The sequence below is a fragment of the Mycobacterium kansasii ATCC 12478 genome, from assembly GCF_000157895.3.
GTDB classification, from domain to species: domain Bacteria; phylum Actinomycetota; class Actinomycetes; order Mycobacteriales; family Mycobacteriaceae; genus Mycobacterium; species Mycobacterium kansasii.
Genome location: NC_022663.1, coordinates 2,715,601 through 2,738,617 on the forward strand (window position 1 = coordinate 2,715,601; position 23,017 = coordinate 2,738,617).

Sequence of the window (23,017 nt, forward strand, 5' to 3'; positions counted from 1 at the left end):
GCGTGACTAATGCGCGTTCGCAATTCCGCTGCTCGGATTGTCGCCACCGCACCGCAAAGTGGGTGGGGCGGTGCCTGGAATGCGGCAGCTGGGGCACCGTCGAACAGGTATCCGTACTCAGCGGAGTCGGCGGTAGAGGCCGCGTGCCGGCATCGCACGCCGTCCCGATCAGTTCGGTCCGGCCCAACCTGAGCCGGCACCGCCCGACCGGCATCGACGAGCTCGACCGGGTGCTGGGCGGCGGCGTGGTGCCGGGGTCGGTGACGCTGCTGGCCGGTGAACCCGGTGTGGGCAAATCGACGTTGCTGCTCGAGGTCGCCCATCGCTGGGCGCAGTCGGGGCAGCGCGCCCTGTACATCTCCGGTGAAGAGTCCGCCGGGCAGATCCGGCTGCGCGCCGACCGGATCGGCTGCAAAGGCGAGCAGGTATATCTGGCCGCCGAGTCCGACGTGCACGCGGTATTGGACCACATCGAGACCGTGCAGGCGGCGCTGGTCATCGTCGACTCGGTGCAGACGATGTCCACCAGCGAGGCCGACGGCGTCGCGGGCGGCGTGACCCAGGTGCGCGCCGTGACCGCCGCCCTGACCGCGGCCGCGAAGGCCCACGGGTTCGGGCTGATCCTGGTCGGTCACGTCACCAAGGAAGGGTCGATAGCCGGACCGCGGTCCCTGGAGCATCTCGTCGACGTGGTGCTGCATTTCGAAGGCGACCGCAACGGCGGGTTACGGATGGTCCGGGGCGTCAAAAACCGCTTCGGCGCCGCCGACGAGGTGGGCTGTTTCCTGTTGCACGACAAAGGGATTGAAGGTATCGCCGACCCGTCGAACCTGTTTCTCGATCAACGTTCCGCTCCCGTGCCCGGCACTGCCATCACCGTGACACTCGACGGAAAGCGCCCCCTCATCGGGGAGGTCCAGGCGTTGCTGGCCACTCCGGTCAGCGGTTCGCCGCGACGGGCCGTCAGCGGGATCGACCACGCCCGGGCGGCAATGATCACCGCTGTGCTGGAAAAGCACGCCCGGCTGACCATCGCTGTCAACGACATCTATCTGTCCACGGTGGGGGGGATGCGATTGACCGATCCGTCGGCCGATCTGGCGGTTGCGATCGCGCTGGCATCGGCGTACGCGAACCTGCCGCTGCCCACCACCGCAGTGATGATCGGCGAGGTCGGACTGGCCGGCGACCTGCGGCCGGTCAGCGGCATGGACCGACGGCTGGCCGAGGCAGAACGCCTGGGATTCAACATCGCATTGATCCCGCCCGGCCGCGAGGAGGTGCCGGCGGGTCTGCGGGCGCTCCGCGCGCCCACTATCGCCGCCGCTCTCGAGCACATGATCGACATTGCCGATCATCGCAGCAGCGCCCCCGCAAAGGTGTGTCATCTGGACACTCACCACTAACCGGCCCCGCACATAGCAGAATGCAGGCTGTGACACGTCCGACCCTGCGCGAGGCCGTCGCCCGCCTGGCGCCCGGCACCGGGCTCCGGGACGGCCTGGAACGCATCCTGCGCGGCCGCACCGGCGCGCTGATCGTGCTCGGCTATGACGAGAATGTCGAGGCGATCTGCGACGGCGGTTTCTCCCTCGATGTCCGCTATGCCCCCACCCGGCTGCGTGAGCTGTGCAAGATGGACGGCGCCGTGGTGCTCTCCACCGACTGCAGCCGCATTGTGCGGGCCAACGTGCAATTGGTACCGGATCCGTCGATACCGACCGACGAATCCGGGACGCGCCACCGCTCGGCGGAACGGTCGGCGATCCAGACCGGCTACCCGGTGATCTCCGTGAGCCACTCGATGAACATCGTGACGGTATATGTCGGCGGAGACCGGCACGTGCTGACCGACTCGGCGACCATCCTGTCCCGAGCCAATCAGGCGATCGCGACGCTGGAACGATACAAGGCCAGGCTCGACGAAGTCAGCCGGCAACTCTCCCGGGCCGAGATCGAAGACTTTGTCACACTGCGCGACGTGATGACGGTGGTACAACGGCTCGAGTTGGTCCGGCGAATCGGCCTGGTGATCGACTATGACGCAGTGGAACTCGGCACCGACGGCCGTCAGCTGCGGCTGCAGCTCGAGGAGCTGCTCGGCGGCAACGATATCGCCCGGGAGCTGATTGTCCGCGACTACCACGCCAACCCCGAACCCCCGACCAAGGCCCAAATCGACGCCACCCTGGATGAGCTGGACGCACTCTCGGACACCGAGCTGCTCGACTTCACCGTGCTGGCAAAGGTTTTCGGCTATCCCACCACCGCGGAGGCACAGGACTCCGCGCTGAGCCCGCGGGGCTACCGCGCGATGGCGGTCATCCCGCGACTGCAATTCGCCCATGCCGATCTGCTGGTGCGTTCCTTCGGAACCCTGCAGGGTCTATTGGCCGCCAGCGCCGGCGATCTGCAATCTGTCGACGGCATCGGCGCGATGTGGGCCCGCCATGTGCGCGAGGGGTTGTCGCAGCTGGCCGAGTCGACTATTGCCGACCAGTGAGCCGACCAGTGAGCCGACCAGTGAGCCGACCAGTGAGCCGACCAGTGAGCCGACCAGCAAGTTAACCGCCCTGAGCGGGCGGGGCCTCAGGCGGCGGTGCCACGGCCGGACCCGGAGCCGGCGGCGGACCGGGCGGCTGCGGCGGCTGGTTCAAGACGAAGGGAACCGGAAGCGACCGGAGGTTGCCCAGCTGCACGACGAGGTTGTATGTACCGGGGCCGATCGCCGGCCGCGGCAATGGACAATGCGGCGCAGACCCCATCCCGGTCCAGGTCACCGCAGTTGTCACCTGCTCCCCGGGAGTGAACATCTTGACCAGGGTTTCGTTGGAGGGTGCGCAGTCCAGGTTGGACCACAACCGCTTGTTATCCAGCGAGTAGACGTATGCCGCCAGCACCGCGGCCCCGACGTCGCGTTTGCAGGCCACCAGCCCGATGTTGGTGACGACCATCGTGAATTTCGGCTGGTCGCCGATGTAGTACTGGGGCGCGTTGGTCAGTCCCTTGACGGCGAGCGTGGAATCCGGGCAGTCATCCCCCTCTTTCAGCACCGGCGGGGGCTGCACCGCGGCGGTGGGAGTCGGCATCTCGGGATTTTGCCCCTGCGGAGCCGCCGGCGTGTTGGCGGCGCTTTGCCCGGCCGGTTGCGGCGCCTCGGGTGCGTTGGAGCCCGGATGGCTTTGCGCGGAGCCCGGCTTCTCGGCATTGACGGGTTTGGCGCCGGCGGTGTTACCGACGAAGGCGACGACGGCAGCCACCGCGATTCCGATCACCACGACCGCGATACCCAGGGCCAGTCCCCTGCGCCGCCAGTAGATCTCGGTAGGTAGCGGGCCACGCGGTTCCAGATCCAGCACATTTACACCGTAGGCCCAGGTCACGCCGACTTGTTTGACCTGCCTCGGCGTGTCGCGCGGTTAGCTGGGCCCTTTCGAGTGCGGGCCGTGTTAGAGGCCGTGTTGGCGGCCGCAGAATGTCAGCCTTCCTCGCCGATGTCACCGACGTGATCGCGCAAAACCGCCCGGCCGTCGGAAAGCTGGTAGGTCACACCCACGATCGCCAGCGCGCCTGCGGCCACGCGCTTCGATATGGCCGCTGAACGCGCCATCAGCTGCGCCACCGTCTCGCGGATGTGCCGCTGCTCGAACTCGTCGACGCGCTTCAGGCCGTCGCGGCGGCCCAACAAGATCGATGGAGCCACCCGCTCCACCACATCGCGCACATAGCCCTCCGGCAGAGCTCCGCTGTCCAGTGCCGTCAGGGCTGCATTCACCGCACCACAGCTGTCGTGGCCGAGGACGACCACAAGCGGGACGTTGAGCACGGTCACCGCATACTCGATGGAACCCAGCACCGCCGAGTCGATGACGTGCCCGGCCGTGCGGACCACGAACATGTCGCCGAGGCCCTGGTCGAAAATGATCTCCGCGGCCACCCGGCTGTCAGCGCAGCCGAAGATCACTGCAGTCGGCTGCTGCCCCGCGGCGAGGCTGGCGCGATGCTCCACGCTTTGGCTGGGATGCTCGGGCTTGCCGGCGACGAATCGCTCGTTACCCTCTTTGAGTGCTTTCCACGCGGTTACCGGGTTGGTGTTGGGCATGTCACGCATTCTGCCGTACCAGCCGGTGACCGCTCCGCAGCACATACCATCCGCCAATCTTCTCGCTTGGTACGAGCGATCCCGTCGCGACCTGCCCTGGCGCCGGCCGGACGTCGGCGCATGGCAGATCCTGGTCAGCGAGTTCATGCTGCAGCAGACTCCGGTGTCGCGGGTGCTGTCGATCTGGCCGGACTGGGTGCGGCGCTGGCCCACCGCGTCGGCCACCGCCGCGGCGACTGCCGCCGACGTGCTGCGGGCCTGGGGGAAGCTGGGCTACCCGCGCCGGGCGAAGCGGTTACACGAATGCGCCACCATCATCGCGCGGGACCACGGTGACGTGGTCCCCGACGACGTCGAAACCCTGGTGAAGCTGCCGGGTGTCGGTAGCTACACCGCGCGAGCTGTGGCGTGTTTTGCCTACGGCCAGCGAGTGCCGGTGGTGGACACCAACGTGCGCCGGGTAGTGGCCCGAGCGGTGCACGGGCGCGCCGATGCCGGCGCGTCGTCGGCCGCGCGCGATCATGCCGACGTCTTGGCGCTGCTGCCGAATAGTGCTGTAGCAAAACATTTTTCGGTAGCGCTCATGGAACTCGGTGCGACGGTGTGCACGGCCCGCGCCCCGCGCTGTGGTTCGTGCCCGCTTAGTGACTGCGCATGGCGGACCGCCGGGTATCCGGCCGCGACCGGTCCGGCGCGGCGCGTGCAGACATATGCGGGCACCGACCGGCAGGTCCGCGGGCGGCTGCTAGATGTATTGCGCGGCAACGATTCTCCGGTCAGCCGTGCCGAGCTCGACGTGGCATGGCTGACCGATGTCGCGCAGCGCGACCGGGCGCTGGATTCGTTGCTTGTCGACGGTCTGGTGACCCGTACTCCCGACGGACGGTTCGCGCTGGCAGGCGAGGAGTAGCTCGCTTCAGCCGGATTGGCCGTGGGCGCCGGCGGCACCGCTGTCCGACGAGGTGGTCCGAGGACATCGAACTCGGTGCCGGTTGCCGAACCGCCCAGTTGCCACTGCGCCTCCTGAACGCTGAATAACACAGCAGCACAACGGGTTACGCATGTCGGCGAACCCGGACAACGACGGCGTGGGCAACGAACATGTGGCACTACGGTCGGTGTTCACCTGGCACGATGCGCCCGGCCGTTCCGGCGTGGCGAGGCCCACTCGTGCGTACCGCAAGACATGAATTTTATTTCATGATGTTTGACAGACGTAATATACATCGCGTAGTTTGCTTCGCATGAACTCCACACGTACCGCGGCCGGGACTGGCGGTGAGCGCCGGTGAACGCCGTCCTCGTCGGTGCCTTGACGTTGCCCCTGCTCGCATCGCTGAGCGCGCTCCTGGCCGGTTCGCGGCATCCGCGCCTCGTCGGCCAATTGGGCGCCGCGGCCGCCGGCGCGGGCTTGGTTTCCGCATTGCTGATAGCGCTGCACGTAGCGGTCGACGGCCCCATCTCGGCCACCGTGCGGTCAGCACGCGGCACCCTGATCGCCGAGCTGGGAGCTAACCGGCTCAGCGCGCTGCTGCTGGTGTTGGTATACGGCGTGAGCACGGTCGTACAGGTTTTCGCGCTGCGCTACCTTGCCGGTGACCGGCGATCGGGGTGGTTCACCGCCGGTACCGGCCTGCTCACGGCGGCTTCCGCCGGCCTCATGACCTCGGGAACTCTGATCGGTCTGGCCGTCTCGTGGACCTTGGCCGGCACCGCGCTATGTCTGCTGCAGGCCACCTACTGGGAGCTGCCCGCCGCCCGCGACGGCGTGCTGCGGACGGCGACAGCGTTCCTGCTGGGCGATCTGGCGCTGTGGGCTGCGGTCGGTGTGATCACCGCGCAGCGGGGCAACGTCAGCCTGTCCGACCTCGGACCCGCCGTATACAACGGCTCGTCACCGGCCCTGCCGGTGGCAGCGGGTTTGATCGTGGTGGCAGCTCTGTCGCGATCGGCGCAGATCCCCTTTCATCGCTGGCTGCCGGCCACCCTCGCTGCGCCCACGCCCGTCTCGGCGCTCCTGCACGCCGGTGTCGTCAATGCCGGCGGCGTGCTGCTGGTGCGGCTGAGCCCGATAGTCAGCGGATCGGCCGCCGCCATGGGCCTGGCCTTCACCGCCGGAACGCTCAGCATGCTCTACGGCGGCGTCGTGATGCTCACCAAATCCGACATCAAGGGCTCGCTGGTGTATTCGACGATGGCCCAGATGGGCTTCATGATCCTGACCTGCGGGCTGGGCCTATCCGCAGCCGCGGTATTCCACCTGGTGGGCCACGGCTTCTACAAGGCCACCCTGTTCCTGTCCTCCGGCTCGGCGATAGCCAAGCGACGCCAAAAGGCAGCTCGGCCAACGGCGCCGGCGCTGACCCCGGCCCGGTGGGCGGCGGTCCACGCCGCGGCGCTCCTGCTGCCGGCCGCCGCGCTGTATGTGGCCAGCAGCATCGTGCGATTGCCGAACGCCGAGCACGGCTCGGCCCAGGTGCTGCTGGTGTTCACCTGGGCGACGGCCGCGGCGGCGCTGACGGGCTGGTTGGCACGCAGCCCGGGCGCCCGGGCCGCTCTCATCGGAGCGGTCGCACTGCTCGCGGCGGCCATCGGATATGTCGCGCTGGTGGGCGCCGTGACCGGATTCCTGGCTCCTGATCTGCCCCCGGTCACCGTACCGTCCGCCTCGACTGCCGGCATTGTCGCAGTGGCGGTCATCCTGGCCACACTGACCCTGCTGCCCAGGGCCCCGGCCAACGGCTGGTTCGGCCGACTGCAGCGCGCTTTGTACGCCAAAGCGCTTGTCGCCGGCCATGTCCCGGCAACCCGTCCACAACAGACCCCGAACACCCAACTGACAGGAGCACTCCAGTGACCATCGTGGCCGACACCGTCTCGATCCAAACCCGCCGCGCACAGTTACGCAGCGACGTGAACCTGGCCGCCCGCGTGATACCGACCCACTACCCGCTGGAGACCTTCATCGCGGTCAATCCGCTGGCCGGGCTGGAGTCGATGCCCTTCGAGCAGGCGGTGCGCCGGGCCGGCGACCTCTACGGCAGCCCCGGCGTGCTGTCCGAGACGACCTTCCGCGACCTGTACCGCGCCGGCCGGATCACCGACGCCGACCTCGAGTCGACGCTGCGGCTGCGCTACCCCACCTTGCTGGACGGCCAGCCCGTCCGGATGGGGACGTGCGCGGTGACACCTGCGCAACTGTTGCGCGGCGACTTGCTGCACGGCAGCGTGGCTCCCAAGCCGTTGCGCCGCAACATGACTCGTAGCGAGCAGGCGGCCCCAACAGTGGCCGAGCAGGTCGACGCCAAGGCCGCCAAATGGTGCGCGGCTTTCTTTGGATCGACCGCTGCGGGCTGGCCGATGCCCGACCACGACAAGGGCTTCTACCACGCATGGCGGATGCTGGCCCCTGCCGACCACAAGCTGAGCCGACGGGTGCGGGCCGTGTTGCGCGCGTTGCCCATCCGAGCCGACGACGCCGCGCTGCAGGCCCTGGACCTGTTGGGGGTGACCGACGACGACCGCATCACCTATTTGCAAGCGCACTTGACACGACTTCCGGGCTGGGCCGCCCATGTCCGCTGGTCTGCCGAGCGCGCCACCGGCGTGGATCTATTGGACTACCTGGCCATGCGGCTGACGTACGAATCAATCCTGCTGTCGCACAACCGTTCCAGCGCGCCAGACGAGCCGGTGGCGGCTAGCCGGCCGCGCATACCCTCAGCCCGCGAGCGGGCCGGCGCGCTGGCCCGGGCATGGGGGCTCGACGAGGTAAGCGACACCGACTTGGGCGCTGCCGCAAGGGTTTTGTCGGCGTTGCCGGTTACGGCCCGGCAGCTGGTCTGGCAGCAGGCCTATGAAACGCACTATCGCGACGCACTCCTACGCGCCCTGGCGGAAAACTCTGCCGCGCCAAGCACCGGGCGCGCGGCCGCCCAGATCGTATGCTGCATCGACACCCGATCCGAAGGGCTGCGCCGCCACATCGAATCCCTCGGCGAATACCAGACTTTCGGATTCGCCGGCTTCTTCGCCGTCGCCATCAGGTTCACCGGCCTGCTCGGCGGAACACCCAACGACCTTTGCCCGGTGCTGATCCGCCCAGAGCATGAGGTTGTCGAAAGGCCGCTGCCGTCGGCCGCCGATGCGGCGCAGCGGCTGCGCAACGGCAGCCTGCTCATGGCCGGCGCCGAGGCGGCATTTCATGCCGCCAAGCAGGCGCTGATCGCCCCGTTCGCGTTGGCCGAGGCGGCAGGCTGGGCCGCCGGTCCATGGGCAGCGGCCAAAACGCTGAGCCCAATGGCCAGTGGCGAACTACGGCGCCGCCTGCGGGACCGGCTGGCACCCCCGGCCCCTTCCGTGCTTTCGATCAACGACACCGTCGCACTGGCCCACCGCGCCCTTTACGCACAAGTCGCACTCACCACCATGGGCCTCACGAAGCAATTCGCCCGGCTGGTGGTCCTGTGCGGGCACGGCAGCGTCACCGAGAACAACCCGTACCAGGCCGCCCTGGACTGTGGGGCCTGCGGCGGGCAGGCCGGCGGCCCCAACGCCCGCACCGCCGCCGCGATCCTCAACGACGCCGATGTCCGGGCCGAATTGGGCACCCTGGGGATCGCCATTCCCGACGACACCTGGTTCGTGGCGGCTCAGCACGACACCGCCACCGACCGCGTCACCGTGTTGGACCAGCACCTGATTCCCGACAGCCATCTACCGGACGTGCGCCGACTTGCCGCGGATCTCCGGATCGCCGGCGCCGAACTGGCCGCCGAGCGCTGCTCCGGGCTTCCCGGTGGCCCTGCCGATCCCGACCCCGCGCGTGCGTCGCGCCACGTCGCGAACCGGTCGGTCGACTGGGCGCAGGTCTTTCCGGAGTGGGGCCTGGCCGGTAATGCGGCCTTCGTCGTCGCCCCGCGCGCCCTCACCCGCGGCATCGACTTGCGGCGACGGGTGTTCCTGCACTCCTACGAAGCCGACGTCGACGCCGAGGGCGGCGCGCTGGAAACCATCCTCACCGCACCCATGGTGGTGGCTCAGTGGATCAACTGCCAGTACTACTTCTCCACGGTGGCGCCGGACATGTTCGGAGCCGGAACCAAGACCATCCACAACGTGGTCGGCGGCGTGGGTGTGCTCGCCGGACACGGCGGCGACCTACAGCTGGGCCTGCCCCGACAGTCACTTACCGACGGCCGGTCGTTCGGGCACGAGCCCATGCGCCTGCTGACCGTCGTGCAAGCGCCGTTGCAGCGCATCGACATGGTCGTCGAGCGCAACCCCGTCCTGCAGCACCTGTTCGGCAACGACTGGGTGTGCCTGGTCGCCCGGGAAGGCCCCGACGACGACTGGCAGCGCTGGACCCGCGGCGGTTGGCGGCGCTGGGAGACCACAACAACCGCCGAAGACCACTACCCGACCGACCAGGAGGTAATGCCATGCCAACCAACGGCTTGACCAAGATGACCAAGATCGAAGTGGTCGTTGCCGGAGAACACGCACCCGCGGTCCGGGAGCAGTTCCACAGCGCCGGCGCCACCGGATTCACCAGCGTGTCCGGCGTCTCGGGGCTCGGCCATCACGGCTACCACCAGGGCCGGCTGCTCTTCAACCAACAGGCGGCGCTCGAGCTGCTCATCACAGTTGTCCCGGACGCCAAATCCGAGGCATTGATTGCCGGACTGCGCCGCCTGCTCGACGGCTCGCCCGGGGTCATGTTCGTCACCGACACCTACGTCAGCCGACCCGAGTACTTCAGCTAAACCCCGCTAGACCCCATCAAGACCCCGCTAGACCCCACCAAGAAAGGGAATCATCATGTCCAACCCGTCAATCACCTGGCAGCGCCTGCAAGCCGGAAACCAACGTTTCTACGCCACCCTGCGGTCGAAGCAGAAGGCCGGCGCCAAGGACCACTCGCCCATCGCGGTGGTCTTCCGCTGCGCAGATGCAGACACGGCGAGCGAAGTGGTGCTCGGTCAAAGCTGGGGCTCACTCATCGACATCAGCACCTGGGGACACGTCATCGACACCGGCGTGCTGGCCACCGTCGAGTACGCCGTCGGCACACTCAAGACACCGCTGATCGTCGTTCTCGGCCATGAACACTGTGCCGCCATGGAGACCGCGCTACGGGCCTGGGAAAACGTGAGTTTTCCGGAGGGCGCGGCTCGGGCGGTCGTCGAACAGGCGGTATCGTCGCTCGCCCGGCAGGACGCCGACATCAGCAGTGCCGACAAGCTGTCGGCCGCCCACGTGGTGCACACCGGTGTCTCGCTGCTGCACAAGTCGGCGGTGATCGCCAAGGCCGTCGACAGCGGAGAGTCGGCGATCGTCTGTCTGGTCAGCAATGCCGAGGATGGCCGGTTACGCGTCTGCGCGACATTCGGCCAGGTCGACGACTGCGACTCGGCGCTTTTGGAGTGCGTCTAATTCCTGGGGTGTTGGCCCGCCGCGAGGTCGCGGCGGGCCAACACCTCCGTCGAGGAGGGTTAGGCATGGTCCGCCGCCACGGGTGCGGTGACGCCGCCGAAGTTGCGGTGGCTCGCGTGCGGACGGGCAACTATGCCGGGCAGTGATCGCCAGGGGCACCATGCACGGCAAAGAGCGCCAGGTGGCGCCGGCCGGTCGCCGACACGCTTGGCGCGCACATGTCTTCGCCACGAAGGGGATCGACACCGATCAGTTCGGCACCTTCACCGCAGAGGTGGACAGGCCGCTGGCGCCGCTGGCGACGGCCCGTCTTACCGGCCGCCCACCTCCCCACTCATAGCAAACTCATATGAAATTCCATTGATGAAAAATACTTCGCGTATATACCTTTCGCATTAGAGGAGTGGCGAACACCGGAGGCAGGGCAAATGAATCTCGACCGCATCACCAACCCGTTGAGGTTGGCCAAAGGCCCTCACCAGCCCGGAACGGGCGCCGGCTGCGCAATGAACGTCATCTCATACATCAACGGCGACTCGAAGATCACCGACTACCCCGCGTGCTCGGCCCGCCCGTTGGCCGCGTTCGTCCAATCGTGCAATGACCTGCTGGCCGGTCCGGGCGGTTACCTGACGCCCGAAAACAGCATTATCGCCCTTGACCTGGGCTGGCAGACGGTGGGAACCGCCGGGGTTTCCCGGCGGGTCGTCCATGCCTGGGTGGCCGAGCTGTTGACCAGCCCGACCTGGGGGCTCGTCCGATACGCCAAAATCACCACAATCAAGGCGATCGCCGATATCGCCGAACTGCACCGGCGCGTTGCGCACGGCACTAGGCCGTCACTCACCCGTTGGCGTACCGCGTACGACATTGCGATGGGCGAAGCCAGTGCCTTCGTCCCCGCGTCGAATCCCGCCGGGTTCTATGCCCTGCAGGCGACACACCAGTCGACCGAGCTTGTCGAAGATCGCCGCCAAGCGACACTGGACGCCATCACCGGCAGCGCCCTGCGCGCCCACATGCTCGGTACCGGAATTGACTCGCCGATCCGATACGCCCTGGTCACCTCCGAGGCGATCCAGTCATGGCGCCGTCTGGCCGGGCTACCCCAACCCAAGCGGGCAGCACGGCATCAGCTCACAGGCGCCGAAACGAGACGGAATGATCGTGCCCGACGCCTTACCCGCAGGTCGGCATGACGCGCCGGCGCGACGGTCAACCGCTCAAGCCACGGCGTTCAGGACAAAGCCGTTACGAGCTCACCCACGGTATGGCTGGCTTCGAGTGGGTGACGTAGCCGACCCTGCGGATTGAGCTCGTACACGTTGCGACGACCAACCTTGGACTTGATGAGGTAGCCCTCCTCGGTCAGGTCGGTCAATATCGCCTGCACAGAACGCTCGGTGATGCCGATTCGCAGCGCCAGCTCGCGAGCTGTCAGGGGCTCGCCGCTCGACACGCACAGCAACACATGGGCATGGTTCGTCAGGAAGGTCCAAGTTCGGTCTGGAGCTTCGACAGCAGGTTGGGCGGCCGCGCTCCGCTTTTCCGCAGCGTCCATTGCCTCATTATAGGACATTTAAAATTCGCGTAAACCGCTTCGTTAATCGACGGTGGGGTTAGCGGCTCGGGTCGCCAGGTCCCGAACGGGTAAGGGCGGCGGAGTGCTGCTGGATCGGTCGATTCCGCGGCGGTCGTCGCGGGCGGCGGGCGCTGGGCGAGTTTCCGTCGAGGCTCGCGGGGAGTCGGTCAAACCACTGCGCTGGGTTCGTTGGCTCCCGACGGCGGGCCGCCGGATCATCGGCCTTGGCTCGCTTGAGCAGACACTATCTCCGTCGCCGTCGGCTCAGCCGGCACCGAGGTCAGCGAAAAAGGATTCGACCGCGTGGCGATACACCAGCGGCGCTTCATCGTGTACCAGATGACCTGCTTCCGGGACCTTCAGATACGTCGTCGGACAGTCTCTTTCAGCCATCTCGCGCATCTGCCCGGGCGGTGTGACCGAGTTGCCGGCCTCGATCAGCAGTGCCGGGGCCTGCACCGCCCGCCACTGTGCCCAGTAGTCGCGGGTGCCCCACTCGGCGGCGATCTCGATCCACCGTGCGGTATTTCCGTGCAGCCGCCAACCGGTGGCGGTGCGGTCGAAGGCCTCCAGAAAGTACTGACCGGCGACCGGGCCGAACTCGGCGAAAACCTGTTCCGCAGAGGCGAATTCGACCGGAAGCGCATGCAGCCACGGCTCCCATGGACCGGTGGTGCGGCCGACGAAGTCCGGTGCCATGTCCTCGACCACCAACGCCGAAACCAAATCCGGACGTTGCGCGGCCAAACACCACGAATGCAAAGCACCCATCGAATGCCCGACCAGTCGCGCCGCCACGCCCAGCGGAGCAACCGCGTCACCCAGGTCGATCACGAAGCGTTCGGTGCTGATCGGGTACGGATCGTCGACGTCACGGCCTCGATGCCACGGCGCGTCGTAGGTATAGACACTGCCCAACCGGGTCAGCCAGGGCAGCTGCCGTGACCACGTGCTACCCCGGCCCATCAACCCGTGTACCAGGACCAGCGGTTCACCTCGCCCTCCGCGATGGGTCAACAGATCGGCCGGCATGCGGGGCACGGTAACCTAGCGACATGCCAGTGGTGAAGATCAACGCAATCGAGGTGCCTGCCGGCGCTGGCCCCGAACTGGAGAAGCGTTTCGCCCACCGCGCGCATGCGGTGGAGAATTCTCCCGGTTTCCTCGGCTTTCAGCTGTTACGTCCGGTCAAGGGCGAAGACCGCTACTTCGTGGTGACACACTGGGAGTCTGATGAAGCATTCCAGGCCTGGGCGAACGGGCCGGCCATCGAAGCCCACGCCGGCCACCGGGCGAACCCCGTGGCGACAGGCGCTTCGCTGCTGGAATTCGAGGTTGTACTCGACGTTGCCGGGACTGGCGAAGCGAAATAGTCGGCAGGCGGCGCCGCGCCGTGCGTTGGCGTTGGGCGCCGCTGCCGCATTAGTGGTCACCCTGGCTCCCGGTTGCGCGCACTCGCCCACCCCAACCGCTAACGCAGCGGATCCAGGGCGCCGCATCGACACCAGAACACCACCCGGCCTGCGCGCCCAGCAGACGGTGGACATGCTCAACTCGGATTGGCCGATCGGCCCGGTGGGCGTCGGCACCCTGGCGACGCCCGGGCAAATCGGCTCCGTCGAGCACACCATGGCAGAGCTGTGGTGGGACCGCCCGTTCACCGTCGAGGGCGTAGCCATCGGCGCCAGTGTGGCCACGCTGCATCTCGTCTCGTCTTACGGTGCGCGGCAAGACATTCGGATCCATACCGACGACCAGGGCCAGGTCGACCGGTTCGATCTCGAGACCCAGCCACCGTCGGTCAGCTCGTGGCGCGACGTCGACGCCGTGTTGAGCCGAACCGGTGCCCGCTATTCGTACCAAGTCGCCAAGGTGACCAACGGCAACTGCGACCCGGTAGCGGGCACCAATACTCGCGAATCCTTGCCGCTTGCTTCGATTTTCAAATTGTACGTGTTGCACGCCCTGGCGGACGCGGTTAAAGACGGCACGGTGTCCTGGGACGAAATGCTCACCGTGACTGCCAAGAGCAAAGCGGTGGGCTCGTCGGGCCTGGAACTGCCGCCCGGGGCGCATGTTTCGGTTCGCACCGCCGCCGAGAAGATGATCGCCACCAGCGACAACATGGCCACCGACTTGCTGATCGAGCGGCTGGGCACCCACGCTATCGAGGAGGCGCTGGCCACCGCCGGCCATCACGATCCGGCCAGCATGACACCGTTTCCCACAATGTACGAGCTGTTCTCCGTCGGCTGGGGTCAACCGGATGTGCGCGACCAATGGAAGCACGCATCCCAGCAAGTCCGCGCTCAGTTACTGCAGCAGGCCAATGCCACGCCCTACCAACCTGATCCAACGCGCGCCCACACTCCCGCCTCCACGTACGGCGCGGAGTGGTACGGCAGCGCCGAGGACATCTGCCGGGTGCACCTGGCGCTGCAGGGCGATGCGGTTGGTCCGGCCGCCCCGGTGAGGCAGATCCTGTCTGCAGTTGCGGGTATCCAACTGGATCGCACTGAATGGCCCTACATCGGCGCGAAGGCCGGTGGCCTGCCGGGGGACCTGACCTTCAGCTGGTATGCAGAGGACAAGACCGGCCAGCCGTGGGTGGTGAGTTTCCAGCTGAACTGGCCCCGCGATCACGGACCGACGGTGACCGGATGGATGCTGGAGGTCGCCAAGCAGGTCTTCGCATTGGTGGGTCCGCGATAGGTCGCTACAACCGTAGCGTCCACCGATGCCCGCGGTAGTGCATGACGGTTCGGGTGACCGGGGCTATATCGATGCGCCAGAACGAATTCGGTGGACCATCCAGAGCCACCAGGACGGCTGCTCGGATCACCGCCGGATGGGTCACCGCCACGGTGTTGCCGGCCAACGACGCCAGCCATCCGGCCACCCGGTCGATCAGGTTGACGATGGACTCGCCGCCGTGCGGTGCCTCGGCGGGTTCGGTCAGCCACGCCCGAAGCTGATGGTCGTCAACGTGCTCGAGGTCGGCGCCCCGCCAACATCCGCAATCGAGGTCGGCCAGCAGCGGCTCCGTCGCGGGCCGTAGTCCTAGCAGCTGAGCCGTTTGCCGGGTCCGCCGCTCGGGTGCGGCCAGTTGGGTAACGCCGGGCACTCCCGCCCTGATCTCGATGGGCCCAGCGGTTTCGGCCTGGCGACGGCCGGCGTCGTTGAGCGGCTCGTCAGCCGGGAACCGCCCGACCGCCATGGCATCGGTCATCGCGTGCGACACCAATGTCAGCCTGGCGATGTGGCTCACTGGCGGGTCACGCCGCGATGCTCGCCGCCCGTCGCGTCCCGGCCGCTGCATCCAGCAACCGCCGCGCCAGCATCGAAAAGACCACTCCGATGGTCGCCCACAGCACCACCTGGGTGCCCAGCGACGCGAGCCTGAATTCGTAGAGAACGTCGGCCGGGAAACCGGGATAGGTGATCGTTCCGGCGGCGTCGCGCATCGGCCCGGGTGTCTCGTCGAAGGTCGGCAACACCAGCATGACCACCGCAGTCGCCGCTATGTAGGCACCGACGGCGGCTAGCCCGGCGTTCCACGCACCCAGCCGCGGAGCCAACCGGCCACCCAACCACACGGCGGCCAGTGCCAGCACCACCGACGCCAGCACCATGACCAGGTACCACAGGGTGCGCGAGCCGATCGTGTCCGCCTGGCCCACGGCAGGCGGGTTGGGCGGATACTTCACAAACGGCACCAGATACACCGCGATACCGGCACCGGCGGCCAGGCGCATCGAAAGCTGTTGCGGCCCAACGCTTGCGACCCGTTGGTAAGCAACGCAGAACAGGACGGCGAACAACGCGCCCATGGCGATGCCGAAAATCAGGACGCCGAAACCCAATCCGGCGTTGCCCTGCACGCCGCGGCTGAGCAATTCGGCGCCGTGCTCGTGCACGCCCTGAGCGTGCGCCGCTTCGGTGCGGCCGTCCTCGTAGTCGATTGCGCGGCCCACGATGGGCTCGGCGAACACCCGCGAGAACGCAAAAGCCAGGACAGCGCCCACGGCGCCGGCCAGGAGTCCGCGCGCTATCAGACGCTTCTCCATGGTGTCGGCGGCAGCTCAGTGGCAGGGGAAGCCGAGCAGGTGCCTTGCGTCGTGGAAGAACTCGTGCACGTGCGAGTCGCTGCCGAACAGCGACACCGCGCCCTGGTCGAAGCCGACGAAGTAGATGGCCAGCAACGCCAGGACGGTGGTGGCCGCCAACCACAGCGCGGCGCCGGCTGCTGAAACATCAACCGGCCGAGCAGGGGTTGCCTGGGAATTAGCCACGGGTGAACTCCTTCTGGGGATCTCGCGTCCCACGTTGAGTGCTGGTGACGGGCAACGGGTCTGACTGTGCACAGTGGCGCGACCGTTCTGGACTCTCACCAGATTCCGCCGCCGTCGTCGACACCGGTCAGTCTAAACCGTGCCGACCGCATCGTGGGTTAATAGGCGGCTCCCGACGATCTCGGTTTCTACTCACATGATTCGGTCAAAACGCCCGGTACGGATCTATCCGATCGGTGTGCCGTTGGGTGTGCGGTTCGCACCGCAACCGAGGTCGCCCTGCGGCGAAGGCAGACACCGGCACCATGGTTCGCGGTGTTGGTGCGGCCATCGCCGGTCAGCAACCGGAGGCCACCATCTCGTCCTCACCGACGAAATCGAACCCACCCAGCTTCTGTATGAGGACGCTCGCTACACGTAGAATTCCTGGACGAAGAATTCCGGCTGGATAGCGCAGTCGCTCTCAAGCCAATGCGGACCCGAGGTGGCCGCCAAATCAGCCCGGCTGGCCGTGCGCGCCCTCGGCACCGCCTTGTCCGGCGTCACCTGGTCCGCCGGGGTCGCCAGGGTTGCCGCCAGGGATTCCGCGCCCACCGTCGCCGCCCGCACCGCCGGTACCACCGTCACCGCCCAGGCCTCCGGCACCGCCCGAACCACCGAGGCCGGGGCTGCCTGCGCGACCGAACAGTCCGCCCGTGCCGCCCGCGCCGCCGTTTCCGCCGTCGCCGCCGGTGCCGCCGGTGCCGCCGACGCCGCCGACGCCGCCAGTACCACCGTCGCCACCCTGAACGCGAAGACCGAGGCCGCCGACGCCGCCGGTGCCTCCGGTGCCGCCGATGGCGCCCATGCCGCCGCCACCGCCGACGCCGCCGGTCCCGCCGTCACCACCGTCACCGACCAGCAGCCCGCCACGACCGCCCGCACCCCCGGTACCGCCGGCGCCGCCCGCACTGCCGGGCGCCCCCGGACCACCGGTGCCGCCCGGGCCACCAGTGCCGCCACTGACGCCGCCGAGGCCGCCGCCACCGCCGGTGCCGCCGGTCTGCCCGAACTCGGTGCCGTCGTGGCCGGCCTTACCGGTGCCGCCGACGCCAGAAGCATTGTCGGCGCCGTTGGCTCCGGCCTGCGCCGGAAGAGTCGCGGGGTTGACACCGGCCGCGCCGAGCGCGCCGCTCCCGCCGGCCCCGCCGCCACCACCGTTACCCCACAACCCGGCGTTGCCGCCGGCACCCCCGAGGCCGCCGTTACCACTGGCGGCCGCCGCAGCGCCACCGGCCCCACCGGCACCACCGTCGCCATACAACAGCCCGCCCACTCCTCCGGCACCCCCGTTGCCGCCGTTGCCGCCGAACAAACCGCTGCCGGCTGGCCCGCCGGACCCACCGTCCCCACCGGCCCCACCGCTGCCCCACCACCCCGCAGCACCGCCCGCACCCCCGGACCCTCCATTACCCCCATTGGGACTCATACCGCCCGCGATGCCGTTTCCACCGTGACCGCCGGCCCCACCGGCGCCGAACAACCATCCACCGTGACCGCCGGCACCGCCGGCCGCACCGGCCCCACCGGCCCCACCAGCCCCGCCATTACCGATCAACCCCGCAGCGCCACCGGCACCACCGGCCACCCCGGCAGCCGTCGCCGAAAAACCGTTGCCGCCGTTCCCGAACAACAACCCGCCGGGCGCGCCGTTCGGATTCCCCGCCGTCCCGTTAGCGCCGTCGCCAATCAGCGGACGCCCCAACAACGCCTGACTGGGCGCATTAACCGCCCCCAACACGTCTTGTCCCAACGTCTGCAACGGCGAGGCATTAGCCCCCTCAGCCCCGGCATACGCGCCCCCGGCACCGGTCAACACCTGCACAAACTGCTCATGAAACACCGCCGCACGAGCACAAAGCACCTGATAAGCCTGCCCATGCTCAGAAAACAACGACGCCACAGCCGCCGACACCTCATCGGCACCCGCGGCCACCACCCCCGTCGTCGAAGCCACCACCGCCGCATTCGCAGCGCTCAACGCCGAGCCGATACCCGCCAAATCGGTCGCCGCCACCGCCAACATCTCTGGGGCCGCCACCACAAACGGCACAACGTCCTCCCTGCGACACAACTCTCACCGCTCACCACCGAAGCGATCAGAAGAACAAATCGTATCGCGACCCCACCAATCACACCCCGCTTTCCACCACACCCCACCCACCACCATCGGGATAGTCTTCGTCGACCGATCCCCGATTTCGTCAACCCTAATCAGCCGGGTTGGCCGTCCGCACCGTTGGCACCGTCTTGTCCGGGGCCGCCCGGATGGCCCGGATCGCCATCGTGACCGCCGAAGGTGGCGATTCCGCCGTCGCCACCTCCACCGCCGGTGCCGCCCTTACCGCCCTGCCCCCCGGCCCCGCCGTCGCCACCATGCCCGGTCGCACCTCCGTGGCCCAGCAGTCCGCTCGCGCCGCCCGTGCCGCCCGCGCCGCCGTTTCCGCCGTCGCCGCCGGTGCCGCCGGTCCCACCGGCTCCCCCATTGCCGCCATTGCCGCCGTTGTTGGCGCCCCTGCCGAGCCCATCGCCGCCGGCCCCGCCGGTGCCTCCGGTGCCGCCGATGGCGCCCATGCCGCCGCCACCGCCGACGCCGCCGGTCCCGCCGTCACCACCGTCACCGACCAGCAGCCCGCCACGACCGCCCGCACCCCCGGTACCGCCGGCGCCGCCCGCACTGCCGGGCGCCCCCGGACCACCGGTGCCGCCCGGGCCACCAGCGCCGCCACTGACGCCGCCGAGGCCGCCGCCACCGCCGGTGCCGCCGGTCTGCCCGAACTCGGTGCCGTCGTGGCCGGCCTTACCGGTGCCGCCGACGCCAGAAGCATTGTCGGCGCCGTTGGCTCCGGCCTGCGCCGGAAGAGTCGCGGGGTTGACACCGGCCGCGCCGAGCGCGCCGCTCCCGCCGGCCCCGCCGCCACCACCGTTACCCCACAACCCGGCGTTGCCGCCGGCACCCCCGAGGCCGCCGTTACCACTGGCGGCCACCGCAGCGCCACCGGCCCCACCGGCACCACCGTCGCCATACAACAGCCCGCCCACTCCTCCGGCACCCCCGTCGCCGCCGTTGCCGCCGTTGCCGCCGCCGGCTGGCCCGCCGGACCCACCGTCCCCACCGGCCCCACCGCTGCCCCACCACCCCGCAGCACCGCCCGCACCCCCGGACCCTCCATTACCCCCATTGGGACTCATACCGCCCGCGATGCCGTTTCCACCGTGACCGCCGGCCCCACCGGCGCCGAACAACCATCCACCGTGACCGCCGGCACCGCCGGCCGCACCGGCCCCACCGGCCCCACCAGCCCCGCCATTACCGATCAACCCCGCAGCGCCACCGGCACCACCGGCCACCCCGGCAGCCGTCGCCGAAAAACCGTTGCCGCCGTTCCCGAACAACAACCCGCCGGGCGCGCCGTTCGGATTCCCCGCCGTCCCGTTAGCGCCGTCGCCAATCAGCGGACGCCCCAACAACGCCTGACTGGGCGCATTAACCGCCCCCAACACGTCTTGTCCCAACGTCTGCAACGGCGAGGCATTAGCCCCCTCAGCCCCGGCATACGCGCCCCCGGCACCGGTCAACACCTGCACAAACTGCTCATGAAACACCGCCGCACGAGCACAAAGCACCTGATAAGCCTGCCCATGCTCAGAAAACAACGACGCCACAGCCGCCGACACCTCATCGGCACCCGCGGCCACCACCCCCGTCGTCGAAGCCACCACCGCCGCATTCGCAGCGCTCAACGCCGAGCCGATACCCGCCAAATCGGTCGCCGCCACCGCCAACATCTCTGGGGCCGCCACCACAAACGGCACAACGTCCTCCCTGCGACACAACTCTCACCGCTCACCACCGAAGCGATCAGAAGAACAAATCGTATCGCGACCCCACCAATCACACCCCGCTTTCCACCACACCCCACCCACCACCACCATGGGGCTGCCCAGCAGACGGCAAACGGGCGGTTTGAGCAAACTCAATAACCGCCCGTTACGCGCGTTTCCGGACTACTGCCCGGCCGACGCTGAGCCGTCTGCGCTGTGCGCTCCGGCCTTGGCCAGATCCGGCTCGGCCGGCGGCTTGCGGGCGCCGGTGAAGGTGAACACCGCGTCCTCGCCGGCGCCTTCGCCGTCCCAGTTGTCCACGTCGACCGTGACGACCTGCCCCGGCCCGACCTCCTCGAAAAGGATCTTTTCCGACAGCTGGTCCTCGATCTCGCGCTGGATGGTGCGTCGCAGCGGACGGGCACCCAGCACGGGGTCGAAGCCGCGCTTGGCCAGCAGCGACTTGGCCTTGTCGGTCAGCTCCAGCGCCATGTCCTTGCTCTTGAGCTGGCCGGCGACCCGGCTGATCATCAAGTCGACCATCTGGATGATCTCGTCACGAGTCAGCTGGTGGAAGACGATGATGTCGTCGATGCGGTTGAGGAACTCCGGACGGAAGTGCTTCTTGAGCTCGTCGTTGACCTTCTGCTTCATCCGCTCGTAGTCGTTCTCACCGCCACCCTTGGTGAACCCGAGGCCGACTGGCTTAGAAATGTCGGATGTCCCCAAGTTCGACGTGAAGATCAGCACGGTGTTCTTGAAGTCCACCGTGCGGCCCTGACCGTCGGTGAGCCGGCCGTCCTCGAGCACCTGCAACAGGCTGTTATAGATCTCCTGGTGCGCCTTCTCGATCTCGTCGAACAAGACCACCGAGAACGGCTTGCGCCGCACCTTCTCGGTGAGCTGGCCGCCCTCCTCGTAGCCGACATATCCCGGCGGGGCGCCGAACAGCCGCGACGCGGTGAACCGGTCGTGGAACTCGCCCATGTCGATCTGGATGAGCGCATCGTCGTCGCCGAATAAGAAGTTGGCCAACGCCTTGGACAGCTCGGTCTTACCGACGCCGGACGGGCCGGCGAAGATGAACGAGCCCGACGGGCGCTTGGGGTCCTTCAACCCGGCGCGGGTGCGGCGGATCGCCTTGGAGACGGCCTTGACCGCGTCCTCCTGGCCGATGATCCGCTTGTGCAGCTCGTCCTCCATCCGCAGCAGGCGGGTGGTCTCGGCCTCGGTGAGCTTGAACACCGGGATGCCGGTCCAGTTGCCCAGCACCTCGGCGATCTGCTCGTCGTCGACCTCGGCGACCACGTCGAGATCACCCGAACGCCACTGCTTTTCGCGCTCGGCGCGCTGTGCGACCAGGGTCTTCTCCCGGTCACGCAGGCTGGCGGCCTTCTCGAAGTCCTGGGCGTCGATCGCCGATTCCTTCTCCCGGCGCGCCTCGGCGATCTTCTCGTCGAACTCGCGCAAGTCCGGCGGCGCGGTCATCCGGCGGATCCGCATCCGGGCCCCCGCCTCATCGATCAGGTCGATCGCCTTATCCGGCAGGAACCGGTCGTTGATGTATCGGTCGGCCAACGTCGCCGCCGCCACCATCGCGCTGTCGGTGATGGACACCCGGTGGTGGGCCTCGTAGCGGTCGCGCAGACCCTTGAGGATCTCGATGGTGTGCTCCACCGTCGGCTCGCCGACCTGCACCGGCTGGAAGCGGCGCTCCAAGGCGGCGTCCTTCTCGATGTACTTGCGGTACTCGTCGAGTGTGGTGGCGCCGATCGTCTGAAGTTCACCACGCGCGAGCTTCGGCTTCAGAATGCTGGCCGCGTCGATGGCGCCCTCGGCGGCGCCGGCACCCACCAGGGTGTGCAGCTCGTCGATGAACAGGATGATGTCGCCACGGGTGTTGATCTCCTTGAGCACCTTCTTGAGGCGCTCCTCGAAGTCACCGCGGTAGCGCGAGCCCGCCACCAACGACCCCAGGTCCAGGGTGTAGAGCTGCTTGTCCTTGAGCGTCTCGGGGACCTGGCCGTGCACGATGGCCTGGGCGAGGCCTTCGACGACGGCCGTCTTGCCGACACCGGGCTCGCCGATCAGCACCGGGTTGTTCTTGGTGCGCCGACTCAGCACCTGCATCACCCGCTCGATTTCCTTCTCGCGGCCGATGACCGGGTCCAGCTTGCCCTCCATGGCGGCCGCCGTCAGGTTGCGGCCGAACTGGTCGAGCACCAGCGAGGTGGACGGTGTGCCAGATTCGCCACCCCGGCCACCGGTACCTGCCTCGGCGGCTTCCTTGCCCTGGTAGCCGGACAGCAACTGGATCACCTGCTGACGCACCCGGGTCAACTCGGCGCCCAGCTTCACCAGAACCTGAGCCGCCACACCCTCACCCTCGCGGATGAGGCCCAGCAGAATGTGCTCGGTGCCGATGTAGTTGTGGCCCAGTTGCAGCGCCTCGCGCAAGCTCAGCTCGAGAACCTTCTTGGCCCGCGGAGTAAACGGGATGTGCCCGGACGGCGCCTGCTGCCCCTGGCCGATGATTTCTTCGACCTGGCTGCGGACCCCTTCCAGCGAGATACCCAGCGACTCCAGCGACTTGGCGGCTACGCCCTCGCCTTCATGGATAAGACCCAACAGAATGTGCTCGGTGCCGATGTAGTTGTGGTTCAGCATCCGGGCCTCTTCTTGCGCCAAGACGACGACCCGGCGGGCACGGTCGGTAAATCGTTCGAACATCGGCGGTTACCT

General features: G+C 68.0%; 20 protein-coding genes. 10 read left to right on the forward strand and 10 right to left on the reverse strand.

From position 1 onward, the window contains the following. Window positions 1-2: 2 nt before the first annotated feature. Window positions 3-1,406, forward strand: coding sequence for a DNA repair protein RadA (gene radA, locus MKAN_RS11695; RefSeq protein WP_036394472.1), 1,404 nt, complete (start codon window positions 3-5; stop codon window positions 1,404-1,406). Window positions 1,407-1,426: 20 nt separating this feature from the next. Continuing rightward, window positions 1,427-2,503 (forward strand): DNA integrity scanning diadenylate cyclase DisA, encoded by a 1,077-nt coding sequence (disA, locus tag MKAN_RS11700; protein ID WP_023368496.1) that lies wholly within the window; start codon window positions 1,427-1,429, stop codon window positions 2,501-2,503. A gap of 61 nt (window positions 2,504-2,564) precedes the next feature. Here disA and MKAN_RS31960 read toward each other — a convergent pair whose 3' ends face one another. Continuing rightward, window positions 2,565-3,359 carry a hypothetical protein gene (locus MKAN_RS31960; RefSeq protein ID WP_099185004.1) on the reverse strand — a complete coding sequence of 265 codons (795 nt, stop codon included), beginning with the start codon at window positions 3,357-3,359 and terminating at the stop codon, window positions 2,565-2,567. A gap of 119 nt (window positions 3,360-3,478) precedes the next feature. Further along, entirely contained in the window at window positions 3,479-4,102 is a 624-nt protein-coding gene (locus tag MKAN_RS11710; RefSeq protein ID WP_023368498.1) for a carbonic anhydrase, read from the reverse strand. Here MKAN_RS11710 and MKAN_RS11715 point away from each other — a divergent pair. The 6 genes from MKAN_RS11715 to MKAN_RS28790 all read left to right on the forward strand — a co-directional run bounded on the left by MKAN_RS11715 (window position 4,101) and on the right by MKAN_RS28790 (window position 11,736). Continuing rightward, window positions 4,101-5,012 carry an HhH-GPD family protein gene (locus MKAN_RS11715; protein ID WP_036394469.1) on the forward strand — a complete coding sequence of 304 codons (912 nt, stop codon included), beginning with the start codon at window positions 4,101-4,103 and terminating at the stop codon, window positions 5,010-5,012. The genes MKAN_RS11710 and MKAN_RS11715 overlap by 2 nt on opposite strands. 378 nt (window positions 5,013-5,390) lie before the next feature. Next, window positions 5,391-6,959, forward strand: a complete 1,569-nt coding sequence (locus MKAN_RS11720) for a proton-conducting transporter transmembrane domain-containing protein (protein ID WP_023368501.1) — start codon at window positions 5,391-5,393, stop codon at window positions 6,957-6,959. Further along, window positions 6,956-9,562 carry a DUF2309 domain-containing protein gene (locus tag MKAN_RS11725; protein WP_023368502.1) on the forward strand — a complete coding sequence of 869 codons (2,607 nt, stop codon included), beginning with the start codon at window positions 6,956-6,958 and terminating at the stop codon, window positions 9,560-9,562. Before MKAN_RS11720 ends, MKAN_RS11725 begins: the two co-directional genes overlap by 4 nt. Continuing rightward, window positions 9,544-9,867 carry a P-II family nitrogen regulator gene (locus tag MKAN_RS11730; RefSeq protein ID WP_023368503.1) on the forward strand — a complete coding sequence of 108 codons (324 nt, stop codon included), beginning with the start codon at window positions 9,544-9,546 and terminating at the stop codon, window positions 9,865-9,867. Before MKAN_RS11725 ends, MKAN_RS11730 begins: the two co-directional genes overlap by 19 nt. 55 nt (window positions 9,868-9,922) lie before the next feature. After that, window positions 9,923-10,537 carry a carbonic anhydrase gene (locus MKAN_RS11735; RefSeq protein WP_023368504.1) on the forward strand — a complete coding sequence of 205 codons (615 nt, stop codon included), beginning with the start codon at window positions 9,923-9,925 and terminating at the stop codon, window positions 10,535-10,537. Window positions 10,538-10,965: 428 nt separating this feature from the next. Then, window positions 10,966-11,736 carry a hypothetical protein gene (locus tag MKAN_RS28790; RefSeq protein WP_023368506.1) on the forward strand — a complete coding sequence of 257 codons (771 nt, stop codon included), beginning with the start codon at window positions 10,966-10,968 and terminating at the stop codon, window positions 11,734-11,736. Window positions 11,737-11,774: 38 nt separating this feature from the next. On the opposite strand, the gene MKAN_RS11750 is transcribed toward MKAN_RS28790, so the two are convergent. Both MKAN_RS11750 and MKAN_RS11755 read right to left on the reverse strand, forming a co-directional pair. Then, window positions 11,775-12,098: a helix-turn-helix transcriptional regulator gene (locus tag MKAN_RS11750; protein ID WP_042313601.1), complete on the reverse strand. Its 324-nt coding sequence runs from the start codon at window positions 12,096-12,098 to the stop codon at window positions 11,775-11,777. Window positions 12,099-12,383: 285 nt separating this feature from the next. Next, window positions 12,384-13,160, reverse strand: a complete 777-nt coding sequence (locus MKAN_RS11755) for an alpha/beta fold hydrolase (protein WP_023368508.1) — start codon at window positions 13,158-13,160, stop codon at window positions 12,384-12,386. 14 nt (window positions 13,161-13,174) lie between these two features. Here MKAN_RS11755 and mhuD point away from each other — a divergent pair, with 14 nt between their 5' ends. Both mhuD and MKAN_RS11765 read left to right on the forward strand, forming a co-directional pair. Beyond that, window positions 13,175-13,492, forward strand: coding sequence for a mycobilin-forming heme oxygenase MhuD (gene mhuD / locus MKAN_RS11760; RefSeq protein ID WP_023368509.1), 318 nt, complete (start codon window positions 13,175-13,177; stop codon window positions 13,490-13,492). Next, window positions 13,476-14,831: a serine hydrolase gene (locus tag MKAN_RS11765; RefSeq protein ID WP_371686089.1), complete on the forward strand. Its 1,356-nt coding sequence runs from the start codon at window positions 13,476-13,478 to the stop codon at window positions 14,829-14,831. Before mhuD ends, MKAN_RS11765 begins: the two co-directional genes overlap by 17 nt. Before the next feature lie 4 nt (window positions 14,832-14,835). On the opposite strand, the gene MKAN_RS11770 is transcribed toward MKAN_RS11765, so the two are convergent. The 6 genes from MKAN_RS11770 to clpC1 form a co-directional block, all read right to left on the reverse strand. Next, window positions 14,836-15,387, reverse strand: coding sequence for a histidine phosphatase family protein (locus MKAN_RS11770; protein WP_036394597.1), 552 nt, complete (start codon window positions 15,385-15,387; stop codon window positions 14,836-14,838). Window positions 15,388-15,394: 7 nt separating this feature from the next. Next, the gene (locus tag MKAN_RS11775) at window positions 15,395-16,186 is read right to left on the reverse strand and encodes a CbtA family protein (RefSeq protein ID WP_023368512.1); all 792 of its coding nucleotides are present in this window, start codon (window positions 16,184-16,186) and stop codon (window positions 15,395-15,397) included. Between the two features lie 15 nt (window positions 16,187-16,201). Continuing rightward, window positions 16,202-16,411, reverse strand: coding sequence for a CbtB domain-containing protein (locus tag MKAN_RS11780; protein ID WP_023368513.1), 210 nt, complete (start codon window positions 16,409-16,411; stop codon window positions 16,202-16,204). 496 nt (window positions 16,412-16,907) lie between these two features. After that, window positions 16,908-18,503, reverse strand: a complete 1,596-nt coding sequence (locus MKAN_RS11785; protein ID WP_023368514.1) for a PE family protein — start codon at window positions 18,501-18,503, stop codon at window positions 16,908-16,910. Between the two features lie 161 nt (window positions 18,504-18,664). Beyond that, window positions 18,665-20,266, reverse strand: a complete 1,602-nt coding sequence (locus MKAN_RS11790; RefSeq protein WP_023368515.1) for a PE family protein — start codon at window positions 20,264-20,266, stop codon at window positions 18,665-18,667. A gap of 192 nt (window positions 20,267-20,458) precedes the next feature. Further along, window positions 20,459-23,005: an ATP-dependent protease ATP-binding subunit ClpC gene (clpC1, locus tag MKAN_RS11795; protein WP_023368516.1), complete on the reverse strand. Its 2,547-nt coding sequence runs from the start codon at window positions 23,003-23,005 to the stop codon at window positions 20,459-20,461. Window positions 23,006-23,017: the final 12 nt, after the last annotated feature.